The organism is Gordonibacter sp. RACS_AR68 (assembly GCF_030418485.1).
Classification (GTDB): domain Bacteria; phylum Actinomycetota; class Coriobacteriia; order Coriobacteriales; family Eggerthellaceae; genus Gordonibacter; species Gordonibacter urolithinfaciens.
This window is the reverse complement of sequence record NZ_JAIPUP010000001.1, coordinates 965,119-980,025: the sequence shown is the minus strand read 5'-3', so window position 1 is coordinate 980,025 and position 14,907 is coordinate 965,119. Positions and strand designations below refer to the sequence as shown.

17 protein-coding genes are annotated in these 14,907 nt (G+C 65.8%); 6 read left to right on the top strand and 11 right to left on the bottom strand.

Translation table 11 applies throughout. The features are described from left to right. Positions 1-45: 45 nt before the first annotated feature. The 9 genes from K9U15_RS04225 to bilS all read right to left on the bottom strand — a co-directional run bounded on the left by K9U15_RS04225 (position 46) and on the right by bilS (position 8,589). Positions 46-819, bottom strand: coding sequence for a molecular chaperone (locus K9U15_RS04225; protein WP_301155645.1), 774 nt, complete (start codon positions 817-819; stop codon positions 46-48). Positions 820-926: 107 nt separating this feature from the next. Beyond that, positions 927-1,505, bottom strand: coding sequence for a 4Fe-4S dicluster domain-containing protein (locus K9U15_RS04220; RefSeq protein WP_154270242.1), 579 nt, complete (start codon positions 1,503-1,505; stop codon positions 927-929). Positions 1,506-1,521: 16 nt separating this feature from the next. After that, the gene (locus K9U15_RS04215) at positions 1,522-4,149 is read right to left on the bottom strand and encodes a molybdopterin-dependent oxidoreductase (RefSeq protein ID WP_227115042.1); all 2,628 of its coding nucleotides are present in this window, start codon (positions 4,147-4,149) and stop codon (positions 1,522-1,524) included. 21 nt (positions 4,150-4,170) lie between these two features. Then, complete coding sequence (locus K9U15_RS04210) at positions 4,171-4,944, bottom strand: DmsC/YnfH family molybdoenzyme membrane anchor subunit (protein WP_154270241.1); 774 nt, start codon at positions 4,942-4,944, stop codon at positions 4,171-4,173. A 259-nt stretch (positions 4,945-5,203) separates the two neighbouring features. After that, positions 5,204-6,190, bottom strand: coding sequence for an SPFH domain-containing protein (locus K9U15_RS04205; RefSeq protein ID WP_227115041.1), 987 nt, complete (start codon positions 6,188-6,190; stop codon positions 5,204-5,206). Further along, a complete protein-coding gene (locus tag K9U15_RS04200; protein ID WP_227115040.1) occupies positions 6,174-6,581 on the bottom strand; it encodes a GntR family transcriptional regulator in 408 nt (135 codons plus the stop codon). Before K9U15_RS04200 ends, K9U15_RS04205 begins: the two co-directional genes overlap by 17 nt. A 15-nt stretch (positions 6,582-6,596) precedes the next feature. Further along, entirely contained in the window at positions 6,597-7,523 is a 927-nt protein-coding gene (nrfD, locus tag K9U15_RS04195) for an NrfD/PsrC family molybdoenzyme membrane anchor subunit (protein ID WP_301155644.1), read from the bottom strand. Between the two features lie 215 nt (positions 7,524-7,738). Beyond that, entirely contained in the window at positions 7,739-7,999 is a 261-nt protein-coding gene (locus K9U15_RS04190; RefSeq protein ID WP_123673712.1) for a TfoX/Sxy family protein, read from the bottom strand. A gap of 68 nt (positions 8,000-8,067) precedes the next feature. Further along, positions 8,068-8,589 (bottom strand): flavodoxin family protein BilS, encoded by a 522-nt coding sequence (gene bilS / locus K9U15_RS04185; protein WP_123673714.1) that lies wholly within the window; start codon positions 8,587-8,589, stop codon positions 8,068-8,070. A gap of 243 nt (positions 8,590-8,832) precedes the next feature. Between bilS and dtd the strand changes: the two genes are divergently transcribed. Continuing rightward, complete coding sequence (gene dtd / locus K9U15_RS04180; protein ID WP_154270237.1) at positions 8,833-9,279, top strand: D-aminoacyl-tRNA deacylase; 447 nt, start codon at positions 8,833-8,835, stop codon at positions 9,277-9,279. Between the two features lie 428 nt (positions 9,280-9,707). Here the strand turns inward: dtd and K9U15_RS04175 are convergent, their stop codons facing one another. Next, positions 9,708-10,073, bottom strand: coding sequence for an arsenate reductase family protein (locus K9U15_RS04175; RefSeq protein ID WP_154270236.1), 366 nt, complete (start codon positions 10,071-10,073; stop codon positions 9,708-9,710). Positions 10,074-10,483: 410 nt separating this feature from the next. Between K9U15_RS04175 and K9U15_RS04170 the strand changes: the two genes are divergently transcribed. From K9U15_RS04170 to K9U15_RS04155, 4 genes are all read left to right on the top strand, one after another. Continuing rightward, entirely contained in the window at positions 10,484-10,855 is a 372-nt protein-coding gene (locus tag K9U15_RS04170; protein WP_041238960.1) for a GntR family transcriptional regulator, read from the top strand. A 63-nt stretch (positions 10,856-10,918) separates the two neighbouring features. After that, the gene (locus K9U15_RS04165) at positions 10,919-11,806 is read left to right on the top strand and encodes an ABC transporter ATP-binding protein (RefSeq protein ID WP_301155643.1); all 888 of its coding nucleotides are present in this window, start codon (positions 10,919-10,921) and stop codon (positions 11,804-11,806) included. After that, positions 11,803-12,504: an ABC-2 transporter permease gene (locus K9U15_RS04160; RefSeq protein ID WP_301155642.1), complete on the top strand. Its 702-nt coding sequence runs from the start codon at positions 11,803-11,805 to the stop codon at positions 12,502-12,504. The genes K9U15_RS04165 and K9U15_RS04160 overlap by 4 nt, the downstream gene beginning before the upstream one ends. Positions 12,505-12,598: 94 nt before the next feature. Continuing rightward, positions 12,599-13,312 (top strand): ABC-2 transporter permease, encoded by a 714-nt coding sequence (locus K9U15_RS04155; protein WP_301155641.1) that lies wholly within the window; start codon positions 12,599-12,601, stop codon positions 13,310-13,312. Between the two features lie 192 nt (positions 13,313-13,504). Here K9U15_RS04155 and K9U15_RS04150 read toward each other — a convergent pair whose 3' ends face one another. Continuing rightward, a complete protein-coding gene (locus tag K9U15_RS04150) occupies positions 13,505-13,915 on the bottom strand; it encodes an Rrf2 family transcriptional regulator (protein ID WP_087191952.1) in 411 nt (136 codons plus the stop codon). A 208-nt stretch (positions 13,916-14,123) separates the two neighbouring features. Between K9U15_RS04150 and K9U15_RS04145 the strand changes: the two genes are divergently transcribed. Beyond that, the gene (locus tag K9U15_RS04145; protein WP_301155640.1) at positions 14,124-14,870 is read left to right on the top strand and encodes a biosynthetic peptidoglycan transglycosylase; all 747 of its coding nucleotides are present in this window, start codon (positions 14,124-14,126) and stop codon (positions 14,868-14,870) included. Positions 14,871-14,907: the final 37 nt, after the last annotated feature.

The following is a 14,907-nucleotide window of genomic DNA, read 5'->3' as shown; positions in this document are numbered from 1 at the left end:
GCGGGCGGCCGGCGCATCGCGCCCGGCCGGCCCGACCGGACCCGCCTACTCCGAACCGGCCAGCTCCGCCTCGACCTGCTCGGCCATCGCGCGGTCGAGCGCAACGAACGCCGCCATGCCGCCCGCGAGCGCGCCGTAGCACCCCTGGGCATCGTTCTCGATGACCTTGGCTGCGAACTGGTCGACCCAGTTCAGCAGGTGCCGATCAGCAAATTGCCGCTGCGTCGCGAGCGTCCGGACCGCCTCGCCGTCGCGGCCGTCGGCGAACGCCTCGTACGCGCGTTGGCTCAAGGCGCCCTGGTAGTCCATCATAGCAGCGATGTGGTCGTCGGGGAATCGCCTCTCCGCTCGCAGCTTGAAGCCTGCCGCATGGTAGAACGACCGGACGTCGAGCGTGCTCTCCTGGAACACCACGGACTCCTTGCCCGCATACGGGGATTCCCACGGGTGCACGTAATGCTCGCCGGGCACCTGGAACAGCCGGTCGTAGGAGGCGCGCAGGCGCGAAGCGAAGGCCTCGGCGCGCTCCGGGTCGCCCGCTTCGCCCTGCGCCCGCTCGGCCCAGGCACGGGCATCTTCGGCGCACGCGGCAAGGCTGCGTCCGGACGAGCCGAGCGTCCGCCCCGCCAGGTCCGCGAAGCCGTCCCCGGCCAACGCATCGCCCACAGAGCCGAGCATGGCCGGCGTCTCGCCGCCAAACGCCTTCGCGACGCCCTCGCCGGTTGGGCGGCTCCCGAACACCACGTGGAACAGGCGGTACAGGTACGTGCGACGGGCCAGCCCCATCGCTAGCGCGCTCTCGCGCTCCTCGTTCGGCATAACGGTCTCCCGTCTCTCGTAGCAGCCGGGCGGGTCGGCGGCTGCACCGGCAAAAAGGTTGCCGCGCCGCAGGGAGGGGGTCTGCGACGCGGCAAGAAAGGGGTGGGTTACCAGGTAAGCTCCCGGTATCCCTCGTCAAAGGCGCAGTCCTTCGCCTTGATGAGGATATTCGGGTGCGTCTCGTCCGGAGACGGCAGAACGGCGATGCCGCCCTCGTTCAAGTCGGAGCCGAACTCGGCGCGCAGCTCGTCCATTTCGCCGAACTTGAGCGCGCGGTTGGGGCATCCCGCCACGCACGCCGGCTCGCCGCCGGCCTCGCGCAGGCCGTAGCAGCCATCGCACTTGCCGGAAACGCCCTCGTCCGGGAAGTACTTCGGCTGGCCGTACGGGCACGACATGACGCACATGCGGCACCCGATGCACTTGCTCTGGTCCTGCACAACCGTTCCGTCGGGCGCCTTGTAGATGGCCCCCGTCGGGCAGTTCTTCAGGCAGATGGCCTCCTCGCAGTGGTTGCAGCCGAACGAGTAGCTGTAGCCGTCCACCTCGGGGAACGACCCCACCGTGTAGCTGCGCACTTCGCGGTACAGCGTGCCCACCTCGAGCCGGTTCTTGTCCTTGCAGGCCACCTGGCACGCGCGGCAGCCAATGCAGCGCGTCATATCAAGGTAAAATCCAACAGCCATGGTTGCTCCTCCTTCCCTAGCCAAGCTCGATGATGCGCTTGTCGGTGTCGCAGTCGTCTTCCAGCGGTGCGCCCTCGTACTTCTCGAAGTTGCAGTTATTGTTGTTGTAGCTGGTCAAACCACCGCCGGAAATATCGTTGCCAATGAGGTAGTTGTCCGCGCCGCCGTGGTCGATGCCCGTCTCCTCGTCAACGCGCACCCAGGCGCCGTGGGGGATGCCCACCTCGCCGGGCCGCATGTTCTCCATGCAGCAGGCCTTGCGCAGCACCTCGCCGTACTTCGTCCATACGCGCACGGTATCGCCGTCCGCGATGCCCTTCGCCTCCGCGTCGCTCGCATTCAGGAAAACCGGGTTCGCCCATGCCTCGCGCAGCCACGGGCAGTTGTTGAACACGCTGTGGGAGCGCCTGAAGTAGTGCGGGTTGAACATGAGGAACGGGTACTCGCCCGCCTCGCCGTCGATCTTGCCGTCCTTGAAGGTGGTCTCATAGCCCACGGTGGGCACGAGGTACTCGGGATAGGGCTGGTACTCCCGGTCGATGAGGCCGATGCTGTTGAACAGGTCGGCCTTGGCCTGGCAGGTGATCTCCAGCTTGCCGCTCTTGGTCTTCAGCGGGTTGGCGGCGGGGTCTTTGATGTAGTCGGCATAGCCGATGAACGAGCTGTAGGCATCGCCCAGCTTGCGCTCCACCTGGTAGCCGCCGTTGTCGACGAACTCCTGCAGGCCCACGCGGCCCGTCTGCGGCTTGCCGGAAACGCCCCATTCCTTCAGGTCGGCATCGGTGATGGTGACGAGCGGCTCGTACTTGCCCGAGCCGTCCTCCTTGATCACCGTGGCACCGGCGATCTGGTTGAAGAACGCCTGCTTCTCGCTGATGGGGTAGACGGTGGACGGGTCGAGCCCCAGCGCCTCCATGATAAGCGCGTTGATCTGGGCATCGGTCTTTGCCTCGTACAACGGCTCCGTGACCTGGGAGAAGCAGTAAAGGAACTCGCGGTTCGAGGAAGCGAGGCCGCCGGGAACCTCCCACTGCGTCGTCACGGGCAGCACGATGTCGGAGTAGAGCGCCTGGGTGGTGAGGAACTGGGCCTTGGACAGCACGAAGTCCATCTTGCGATGCGCCTCGATGCCTCGCTTCATGTTGGGCCCGGTCTGCAGGTAGGCGTTCTCGTCGTGGATGATGCAGTGGATGTCGCATGTCTCGTCGACGCCTGCCTGGGCGCCCTTGCCGCTGTACCAGTCGCCCACGTTGCGGTATTTGCCCGTGAAGCACGCCTCCCACACCTGCGGGCCGGGGATAACGCCCTCGATGGGGTTCTTGAGGCTCGGCAGGCCGGAAGAGCCGGCCTTCACGAGAGCCGGGCCGCCGTTGCCGGCGTTGGCATGGTAGTTGCTGGCGGAGCAGTTGCCCGGCTTGCCGTAGTGACCGCCCATGGCGGACAGCGTCATGAACAGCTGGGGCACGTTCTCGGACCCGTTGCAGCGGGCGGCGGCGAAGTTGTGAAGCATCCACACGTCATGCTCCTTGCCGATCTCGCGCGCGAAGTAGGTGATCTTCTCCACCGGCACGCCGCAGATATTCGAGGCCCACTCGGCCGTCTTGGGCTCGCCGTCGTAGACGCCGTTCAGGTAGTCGAGGAAGTTCACGTCCTCCTTGAGGTCGGCCGGCTTGTGGTCGGCATCGAAACCCACCGTGTACTTGTCGAGGAAGTCCCAGTCTACGACGTTGCCCTCCTCTTTGTCCAGGCGCAGCATCTCGGAGGCCACGCCCAGCATGAACGCCGTATCCGTGCCGGTGCGTACGGGAATCCAGTACGCGTCGAGGATCTGGGCGGACGCCGTGTAGATGGGGTCGACCGTGATGAACTTGACGCCCGCCTCCTTGGCGCGGATGTAGTGGTAGCTCGGCGTGCCGGCGGCCGACCAGGCAGGGTTGGACGCATAGAACACGATGGTCTCGGCATTCAGCATGTCGGTGCGGTCGTTGCACACGCCCGCGTCCGTCCGCGGGATGCCGATGGTATCGGCCGTGTTCAGCAGGTAGGCGCCGTGGGACGTGGAGTCCGCCACGGAGGTGTGCCCGCCATAGGCCAGAAGCGGAGAAAACGCATAGCGCGAGCCGTAGCTGCCGATGAGGAAGGCCTGGTTGCCGTACTTCTCCTTGATGGTCTTGAACTGGTCGGCGATGTAGTCGATGGCCTCGTCCCAGCTGATGCGCTCCCACTCGTCCTTGCCTCGCAGCTCGCCGTTCGGGTTCTCGGGCGACCAGCTCTTGCGCTTCATGGGGTATTTCAGGCGGTCGGCGCCGAAGCACTGCTGCTGCTGGGCCTTGCCGCGCACGCAGCCGCGCTGCTGCGGGTAGTCCGGCGAGTCCTCGTGCGTGTCGTCGGTCTTCTGGCGCACGACGGCACCGTCCTTGACCATGACCTTGTTCATGCAGCGTCCGCCGCAGTTGTGCCAGCATGCGGCCGCCACCCACTCGCCGCCCTCGGCCGGGTCGACGGGCAGCTCGTGCTTGTCGGCGGCATCGAGGCTCGCCTCCGCGGAGCAGCCCGTGGCCGACAGCAGGGCAGCGCTCGCGACCACCGCCGCCGACGCGCCCAGAAAGCCGCGACGAGAAATGTTCTTGGATTGAATGCTCACGATGAATCCCCCTTTGCTTCCCTACGCCACCGTGCAGGTTGCGTAAAACGCGTAGCGCGCGATGGCGACGCCGACGATCGAGGCGACGCAGACGGCAATCGCAAGCGCCTTCTTGTTCTTGATCTTCGACGACAGCGCCACGAGCGCGACGGAGACGACCGGCGCGATAACGAGTCCCGCGATCTGGCTGATCGGGCTGAAGCCCTCGCCCGAGAACGCGACAGCCTCCAGAACGAGCCCCACGGCCAGCACGGCGTTCACGATGAAGGCCGCCAAGCGCAGCAGCTTGCCCGCGTAGTCCGCCGAAGCCAACACGGCGAACAGCGCCAAGCCCATGGCCAGGTCGCCGGCAACGAACGTGAGGATGGTCGCCGGGGCGTTGCACCACACGGGGTTGCCGTAGATGTCGATGTAGGCCACGCCCATCATAACCATGCAGATCACGCCCACGACGGCGCCCACCACGCGCAGCGCGTAGGGGCTGCTCTTGCGGACGAGCGTCACCACCAGGTCGATGGCCGCCAGCACGAAGAAGCACCCGGCAACGGCGACTTCCTGGATCATGCCGGACCCGAAGTTGACCGTACCGCCGAACACCGATTCGACAGCACGCGGAATGCTGTGCACGTGCGTGGTGGCCGCAACCATACCCACGGCGAACAGCGCCACGACGACCAGGGGAACCAGCCATGGACGGCTGCCTTCGCGCGTGCGGCGCAGGCCGGCATCGAACGCGTACGCGCCGGCGGCCAAGCCTCCCAGCATAGTGAACAAATACAAAGATTCAAGCCCCATGCTCAAGCCTCCTCTTCCCATAACGCCCGCCCTCTGCAGGCGCCTCTTGTTGCGGCGCGCGCCACGATGGCACAGGCCACGCCCTCGCAGCGCGCACGCGGCACCTCCCAGGAAGGGGGCGCGCGCACGGTGGCCGCGCGGATGCGTTCAATGCAGGAAATCGGCCGATCCCTCTGTCGCCTATTATGGAAAATTGTCGTGCGACAATCAAGAGTGTCGCACGACAATTTTTGCTGTCTTTATACTATTTTAGGTATAACTAAGTCGCGGGGTTTCCGTTAGCCTTCGGGGCGTCCTTGCTCGGGTCGAGCGTGAAACCCTCGCTGTAGGCGCTCGGCACCACGACGGTTCCCTCGTTGTCCTGCATGCCCTCGTACACCAGGTGGATCTTGCGCAGCGAGAGCGCGATCTCGTCGTGGGAGTAGGTTTCCGCGACTTCCTGCAGGATAGCGGACACGTCGCGCTCGGCCTCCATGAGCGTGATGCGCGCGTTCTTGCGGCATTCGGCCTGGGCCTCCAGGGACATGACCCCCTGCAGCTCCTTCGGGATGATGATGTCGCGGATCTCCACCGACAGCACCGCGATGCCCCAATCGGTGACCTTCGCCTCCACCGCCTCCTGCAGCTCCTGGTCCAGCTGGTGGCGCCTCATCACCACGTTGGACACCGACGCGCGGCCGATGGCGTCGCGCAGCGCCGTCTGTGCGGTCAGCGCCACCGCGAAGCGGCAGTCCTCCACCTCCATGCAGGCCTTCTCGGGGTCCCATATCATCCAGAACAGCACGGCATCCACGTCGAGCGGCACCAGGTCGCTGGTCAGCGCCTCCTCGGCCCCGAAAGGGGTGGCCGTCGTGCGCTGGTCCACGCGCAGCGTGCTGAACTCGATGAGCGGGATGCTGAAGAATATGCCCGGGCCCGCCAAGCGGTTGAACCGGCCAAGGCGCATGATCACCGCGCGCTCCCATTCGAGGCACACGTGGACCGACGACAGCACCCCGAGCCCCACGACGAGCGCGACGGCGATGCCAGCGAGGCTCAGGCCCCCCGCAACCGCGTACCACAGTGCCAGCACCGCAAGGAAGGCGGCCAGCGCGAGCACCACCGTCACCATCACGGCCCCGTTGCGCGTGGCCTTCCTGCTGGGATCGGAGCGATAGGCGTCGGCAGCGACGCCGAACTCCATCTCCGAACGGCGGTAGGAGTCCCGCACGTCTGGCGCGATGCGCTCTTTATTGCTTCTCTTCATGGTTCCTCTTCATCTTCCGTATGTGCTTCGACACGAGCTTGGGGATGTCGTCGTAGGTCATCCCCTCTTCAAGGCAGCTTTTCACGAACTCCTCGACCAGCAGGTCCGCCTGGCCGCCCTCACGGGGGAATGCGCCCGGGTCGCTGACGAACACGCCGCTTCCGCGCACCGTGGTCACGTAGCCGTCGCGCTCCAAGCCCATGTAGGCCTTGCTCACCGTGTTGTAGGCTATGTGCAGGTCGGCGGCGTACTTGCGCACGGTGGGCAGCTTCTCGCCCGGCTGGTAGAAACCCGAGTTTATGAGGTACGCCATGCGGTCGCGCAGCTGCACCCACAGCGGCAGATCGCTCTGGTCGCTCAAGGTAAAGGGGGGTATGTCCTTCGTTGCCATCGGTCCCGTCGTTTCTCACACTGCGGTTTGGACGCCGGCGTTCACGAGCACGAACCGCAGGCTCAGGCCACCGACCAGGACGAGCACCGCCAACACGGCGACGGCGCTGCTCCGATGGCTGCGTCGGGCGGCCAACGCGGATGCCTCGATAGCCAGGGGCGCCAGTATACCGCATCCTACGAAGCCGAGCCAAAACACGCCGGACTGATCTCCCGCAAGCAGTGCGTCGAACGGCCGGCCGGCGCTCGCGGCATTCGCCGTCGCCGCATATGCCGCCGCCGCGAGCGCCTCGAGCACGATGAACACGGCATCCGCGACGGCCAGCCCCCGGACCCACGCGAGCACGCCCGGGAAGGACGTGCAGAAGCAGGTGCACAAGAGCACGACGCCGCAACCGCACGAGAGCGCCGAGAACAGGAACAGCACGGGCAGCCACGCCGACTGCCACAGGTCCACGGCAACGACGCTCTTCAGGAGCAGCCCCGTGTACACCATCACGACGACGGCCAGCGCCGCCCCGAGCGCCTTCGCGACAAGCGCCGCCCTTTCCCACGCAGGGCCCAACGTGAGCACGGATTCCGCGAGCGCCACGACGAGGCAGGCCCCGAACAGCGTGAGGGCGAACGTCCCCACGGACACGAAGCTGCCGGTGGGATAGAGGAACAGCAGGTAGAACGCCTCCGGCCGGCCGAGATCCGCCAGCAGGCACAGCATGCCCGCCACCAGCAGGACGAAAGCGGCGGCGTAGCCCGTTTGGGCTATGCGCCGCTGCGTCATCGAGCGCGCACGGCGGCCGCGATACCCGCGGGGCGCGCGGGCGAGGCACGGGCCGTTCGCACGCGAGAAGGCCATGTGCAGGTCGATGGCGGAGAGCACCGCGAAGCTCCCGGCGGCGGTGCCGCCGAGGAACAGGTACCACACGATGAGCTCGCCGAAGACCACCGCTCCCCTCTCGCCGTCTCCGCCGCCTGCCGCACTCGCCGGCGCAGGCTCCTGCACAGCATACCATTTTGTCGTGCGACAATCAGCACGACGTTTCCACCGAGGCCCCGCCACGCCGGCCGCGCTCCTTCCCGCGCCGCGCCGGGCACTGCGGGGGCTTCCTGCCGTTACGCGGCGTTCCTGCGGACGCGGGCAGATCCTCCGCGGCGCGTCCCCTACGCCGGCCTGTTCGCATCCATGAACGCCTTGAGCTCCTGCTTGCGGACGGGGTCGAGCTCCTTCTTCGGGACGCCCTGCACCGCGCCCTCCAAGCCGTAGAGCATGTGCAGGCACACGCCGGGGTCGATGGCCTGCACTTTGAGCCATGCCTGCTCGGCCCCTGCGGCCATCAGGTCATCGGGCGTCGCAATGCCCACCTGGGCAAGCTGCTCGGCGGCATGGGGGCCGATGTTCGGCATATCGGTGAGGTTCGCCATGGGAGTCCTCCGTTTCTTGCTGCGGAAGCAGCGGTTCGCACGTGCTCGGGGGCCGGCGGCCCCAAGCCTTAAGCCGAAAGCGCGGCTTGCACCTTGGCCCGCAGGCGCACAAGGTCGTCGTCGTTCGGGTGCGCGACCGCTTCGTCGAAGTTCGCGATGAGCTGCGCCATGCGGGCGGCTTGCGCCGGGTTCTGCGCGGCCGTGTGCTCGTAGCGGCGGCGCACGCTCGAAGGCATGCGGCCCTGGCACATGAACGTGCCTATGAGCTGCGCCGACTCTGGCAGATGAGCGGCCGCGCGGGCCGCCACGCCGGCGAAGTACGTCTCGTCGGCGCCGAACCCGCACGTGCCGAACAGGAACACCTCCTTGCCCGCCAGGCCGGCCAGCAACTCCCCCATCTCGTCGGTGCAGTCGCCCCGGTTCGTCCAGAAGCCCGCATATACGCGGTCGGCCTGCGCCATGGAGGCGGCGTCCACTTCGTCCACGCGCCCGAACGCCAGGCACCCCTGCGCGGGCAGCGCCCCGGCCACGGCGCGCGCGAGTTCCTCGGTGTTGCCGGTTCTGCTGTCGTAGACGATCGCGTACGTCATGGGTTTCGCTCCTTACGTCGGGGGCGGCGGCACTAGGGCGCCTTCGCTCGGTTGCAGATCGTTATACGCCGGCACGCTCCCACTGTAAACCCCGGTATACTGGGTCGGACGGTAAAAAACCGCGATCAGCATGCGAAGCTGGCGAAGCGCCTCGGAACGCACGCCAGGCGGCGCAGCGATGCGTGCATCCCAGCATGCGTTCCGGGCGACCTGTGCATCGCGGGCAAAGGAAGGGAAGCATCCATGCGAGCAGTGATTCAGCGCGTGAGCAGCGCACAGGTGGACATCGACGGCGAGACGGCAGGCAGCATCGGGCACGGCCTGCTGATCCTGCTGGGCGTGGGCCACGGCGACGGCGAGGAGCAAGCCGAGCGCCTATGGAGCAAGATCGCGCGCCTGCGCATCTTCGAGGACGCCGACGGCAAGACGAACCTCTCGCTGGCCGACGTGGAGGGCGAGGTGCTCGTGGTGTCGCAGTTCACGCTGTACGCCAGCTGCAGGAAGGGCAACCGCCCCTCGTTCACCGCTGCTGGCGCGCCCGACGAGGCGAACCGCCTCTACGAGTGGTTCGCCGAGCGCGCCCGCCGCGACGTGGCCCGCGTGGAAACAGGCCGCTTCGGCGCGTACATGGACGTGTCCTTGGTGAACGACGGCCCCTTCACGCTCTGCCTCGACACCGACGAGCTCTGATACGCCGCAGCACAACCGGGTATTTCGGAACGGATGCTCTTACTCCCCCTTTGACGCGCAATCAGCGATTAGCGCAATCTGGCGACCTTCGCGCGTTGTGGCCCTAGGGGCAGCCGCTCGACGCGCGGGGTATGCGGTGCCGTGGACAAAAAGGGGCAGTTGTCGCTATTCTGGATAAAAGATAGTTTAAACACCGGGCCTGCTACCAGGCGTTTCGCAAACGTCGCATCCAGAACCTATTGATTTCCGTCCAAAATCTATAGATTACCGAACCTTTTTGTCCCTTACCCTTTCAATCATATATTGAATCGCCGCAAGCATGCGCAAGGAGCTTTGCGCTTGCGGCACGACCGCGATCATCGACTATGCGTCAAAGGGGGAGCCAAGACGGATGTTTTCGTGTGAATCCGCAGCCGCCAGACGACCCGCTAGCCCAGCAGCACCTGCTCCCATTCCGCTTCCTTGAAGCCCACGAGCACGAAGCCCTCGCCCACCACGAGCGGCCGCTTCACCAACATGCCGTCCTCCGCAAGGAGCGCGTACGCCTCCTCGTCGCCCATGCCCGCATCGAGGAGCGCCTTCACGTTGCGCTCGCGGTACACCATGCCGCTCGTGTTGAAGAAGCGCCGCAGCGGCAGCCCGCTGGCCGCATGCCACGCCGCCAGCTCGTCGGCCGTCGGGTTGTCCTCCACGATGTGCCGGTCGGCATACGCCACGCCGTGCGCATCGAGCCATGCCTTCGCCTTCTTGCAGGTGGAGCACTTCGGGTACTCCAAGAACAGCACGTCAGCCATATAAGAACCTCTTTCCCTTACCGGATTTCCACAAGATCGGCAATGTCGCAAACGAGTCCGATGTCCTTTCCCAAGCAGCTGGAGAGCCCATTTGAAGACAGGGACGGCATGCGCGAGCAGACGAGACCCCTCCGATACCTCGTTATAACGTAAGGCGGCAGTACTTTCAATACCCGTGAAATCTCCCTGCCTCCCTTGACAGTGTGCACACAAGGTGTTTATAGTGTGCATAGAGGGTATATACACCTTGCACACTGCCGCAAGGCGGGGTGCAAGGCAGGGGACCTTCGGGCGGCGGGGAAAGAACGTGTTTCCCAGCCGTCGGGCGAAGCGGCGAGACGTCGCGGCTCCGCCACCGGGAGTGCTTGGGACGCCAGGCGCCCCCTCAAAGGACAAGACGAGGAGCACCGTTGGACATCATCATCTCGAACGCAAGCGACAAGCCCATCTACGAGCAGATCACCGCCCAGATGAAGAACCTCATCCTGAACGGCACGCTCGCGGAAGGCGCCCAGCTTCCCTCGATGCGCGCGCTGGCGAACGACCTGCGCATCAGCGTCATCACCACGAAGCGCGCCTACGCCGACCTCGAGGCCCAAGGGTTCATCGAGACGGTGCAGGGCAAGGGGAGCTTCGTCGCCGGCGGCAACATGGAGCTTCTGCGCGAGGAGCGCCTGAAGCACATCGAGGATCTGATGGCGCGCGCGGTGGAAGAGGCCCGCAGCGCGGGCGTCGCGCCGGGCGAGCTCCACGACATGCTCGACCTCCTCATGGAGGACTGACCGGGGATGGCGCCCGCAGGGCTGCACCCCAGACCGTTCGACCACGGAAGAAAGTGACGACTGATGAGTGACCTTTTGCGCATACAGAATCTGGAAAAGCACTACGACGGCTTCGATTTGGAGGGCGTCTCCTTAAGCGTGCCGGCCGGCAGCGTGGTGGGCTTCATCGGCTCCAACGGCGCCGGCAAGACCACCACCATCAAGGCGATACTCGGGCTCATCCGCCCCGACGGCGGCTCCATCTCGCTCTTCGGCGAGGAAGTGACCGGTGCGCCCGAGAGGCGCCTCGCCCAGCTCAAACAGCGCATCGGCGTGGTGTTCGATACGTGCTCGTTCCCCGAGGAGCTTACGGTGTCCACGGTGAGCAGCCTCATGGCTCAAAGCTACAAGGACTGGAACCCTGGTGCGTTCCGCACGTTCGCCCATGCGTTCCAGCTGCCCCAGGACAAGACGGTGAAGGACTTGTCGCGCGGTATGGGCATGAAGCTATCGCTGGCGTGCGCGCTGGCCCACAACCCCGACCTGCTCGTGCTCGACGAGGCCACAGCCGGGCTCGACCCCATGGCCCGCGAGGAGGCACTCGATACGCTTCGCCTGTACATGGACTGCGAGAGCCGCGGCATCCTCATGTCCAGCCACATCACCAGCGACTTGGAGAAAATCGCGGATTACATCGTGTGCATCGATGCGGGCCGCATCGTGTTCTCGGTGGAGAAGGATGTCATCACCGACCTAGCCGGCGTGGCCCAGTGCCGCGCGGCCGAGTTCGACGCCATTGTGGACAGCGGCTTCTTCCCCCGCGGAGGGATGCACTACGAGCGCAACACCTACGGCATCACCGTCCTCGTCCCTCACCGCCAGTCGTTCGCGGCGAGGTTCCCCCAAATCGTATTGGAGCGGGCCGACATCGAAACGTACATGTCACTCATGCTGAAAGGAGAGGTCCGATGAAGACCATGCTCATGTTCGACCTGCTGACGGCCAAGAAGCTCGCGCGGTCGCAGCTGCTTCTGGGTGTGGTGGTGGCCCTGGTCCTCACGGTATCCACCGGCTCCGCCCTGTGCATCATGCCCCTCATGGCGCTCATGCTGGCCTACTCGGTGGGCTTCACGCTGGTGGCCTTCGACGAGCGCAACGACTGGGAGCGCTTCCGCCTCACGCTGCCTCTCTCGCGCGCGAACGTCGTGCAGGGCCGCTACGCCACATTCGTTGTCATGACGCTGGTCGGGCTCGTGTTGGGCATGGCGGTCACCGCCATCGTGTACGGGTTGTCGCTTGCGCTTCCGCAGACCGAGTTGTTTGCCGGCCTCTTTGAGGGCATGGACTGGCAGATAGCGCTGGGCATGGTTGCAGCCTCCATCGCGTTCTCGCTCGCCCTCTGGCTCGTCGCCCTGCCTCTCGTCGCGCGCTTCGGCATGACGAAAGCCGTGCGCTACCTTCCGCTGGCGTTCATCATCCTGCTGCCCATCGGCACGGTGCTCGTGCAGAAGGCCGGCCCCCCGCCCGCATTCGTCCTCGACCTTGCCACTTGGGCGAGCACGCCGGCGGGCACCATCACCTTGGTTGCCGCGGTGATCGCCCTCATGGCCGTGCTCACCGTGCTCTCGTGCATGCTTTCCGTGAAACTGTACGAAAAGCGGGAGTTCTAAGCAGCATCCCCGTGCCGCCTGCACCGCTCACCAGGCAGGCGGCGCTTCTGCCGGGCGCCAGAGCGCGCCGACCGACGAGAAGGAAGCCCTGCCCATGAAAGCGATGTTCCTGATGGATTTCGTCACCGTTAAGAAGCTGCTGCGGCGCTACTTGCTGTTGCTCCTGGGCATGGGAGGCTTGGCCGCACTCATGGTGGGCAGCCACCCGGGCATCATCCCGTATTTCGGAGAGCTGTCCGTGATCTCGGTCGCGCAGGCGCTCGCGTTCTACGATGATCGGCGCGATTGGAGCCGGTTCCGCCTGACCATGCCGCTCACCCGCACGGGCGTCGTGCTCGGGCGCTACGCGTTCCTCGCAGCCGTCGCCGTGGCGGGCACGCTGATGGGCGTGGCGCTCTACCTGGTCGTCACGCTGGCCGTACAGGAAGTGCCGGCCTATGCGGCGCTTACGCTCCGCCCGGGCGGCTTCGACGCGATCGGGCTCGCCTGGTCCGTTGCCGTGTCGTTTGCGCTCGCGTTCGTGGTCGGGGGAATCATGCTGCCCACGTTCTTCAGCTTCGGCATGGGAAACGGGCCGCGCTACGCGATGGCGCTGGTCATGATGGTGTCGGTGCTTGGCATCAACCCGATCGTCAACGTCTGCGTCAAGCCGGAGGCGGCGCCGGCGGCCCTCGGCGGGCTCGTCTCGATCGCCACGTCGCCCGAGACCTTCCTCGTGGCAGCGGGTGCCCTGACAGCAGCCGCCTTCGCGCTGTACGCCGCATCCTGCGCTGCATGCCTCGCCGCCTACCGACGGCGCGACTTCTAGCCAAAGCCGCCGGCCCCAAAGCCCTGCCTCAAGGAAGAAGGCACCCATGCAAGGCAAGATGTTCTACGCGCCCTCGGCTGCCGTCTTGGTCGGATTCCGCTAACGGGTGCTCTACGCGGTATCCGCCTGGCTCGCCTTTCGCCTGAGCGAAAAGCGGGACTTCTGAGGCCCGCTGCCGCAAGCGGACGGGTGTCAGCCCATCTTCACAAGGTCGGCCAGGGTGACGCCGTCAACGTAGCCTTCGATGGTGCGGTCCAGGCCGCGCCAGAAGTTCACGGCCACGCACTCGCCGCGACGCGGACAGGCTTCGGCGCCGTCCTCGAGGCAGGCCACGGGGGCGCAGCTGCCCTCGGTGGCGCGCAGCACGTCGCCGGCAGTGATGTCCTCGGCGGGCTTGGCAAGCAGGTAGCCGCCGCTCACCCCCCTGATGCTCTTCAGGATGCCGGCCTTCACCAGGGCGCCGCCCAGCTGCTCGAGGTACTTCACGGACAAGTCCTCGCGCGCGGCCGCCTGGCGCATGGTCACGGGGGAACCATCCTGCTCGCGGCTGGCAATATCGATCATGAGCCGCAGGGCGTAGCGCCCCTTCGTCGAAATCATCATGTCCGCCACCATCCTCACCGTTCCGTCGCGCCCGTCTCCTCCTGAGGGCAGCCGCTCAACCGCCGTAAGTATAGCGCATCGGTAGCATATCCTCGCCGATCTTCCTTTCAGGAATGTAAGGCCCGGGCAAGCGGTCGGTAAGGTTGCGTTAAGGAAGGCTTGGTATAACAGAGAGCATAGGGAAACAAGGTTAGGGAAAGGCACCGCCATGGCACCGAGCACGCAGCGCACCACCCCGGACCGGCCGGTCGCACGGCTCGTCGGGAGCCTGCTTATCTTCGCTATCATCCTGGTGGCGCTTGCCGCCACGTTCTTCGTGGCACGGGGCTTCAACCAGTACCGCGAGGCCCTGGCCGCACTCCCGCTGGACGAGATGGAGCAGCGCATAGAGGGCGCATCCGGCTTCACGCCCATCCAGGAGCTGCCCGACCTGTATCTGCAGGCGGTCGTGGCCGTGGAGGACCATCGGTTCTACGCCCACCCGGGCTTCGATGCCATCGCCACCGGCCGCGCTCTCGTGAACGACCTCAAAGCCGGGGCGATCGTAGAGGGCGGCAGCACCATCACTCAGCAGTTGGCGAAGAACCAGTACTTCACGCAGGAGCAGACCATCGAGCGCAAGGTGGCCGAGGTGTTCATGGCGCTGACCATGGAACAGCATTTCACGAAGAGAGAGATACTGGAGCTTTACGTGAACTCCATCTACTTCGGCGACGGCTACGAGGGCATCGGCAATGCCAGCGCAGGCTACTTCGGCAAGGAGCCGCAGGAACTCGATGCGGGCGAGTGCACGCTGCTGGCCGGCATACCAAACGCGCCGAGCGCCTACGCGCTCTCCGAGAACCCCGACCTCGCCCGCCAGCGGCAATACCAGGTGCTTAAGAAGCTCGTGGCCTACGACTACCTCGACGAGGCCGACGCCCGCCGCATCGGCGCGCAGGGCGCGGGGGCGTAGGGAGGCGGCGAGCGTACCCGCCAAGACGAGAATCGGG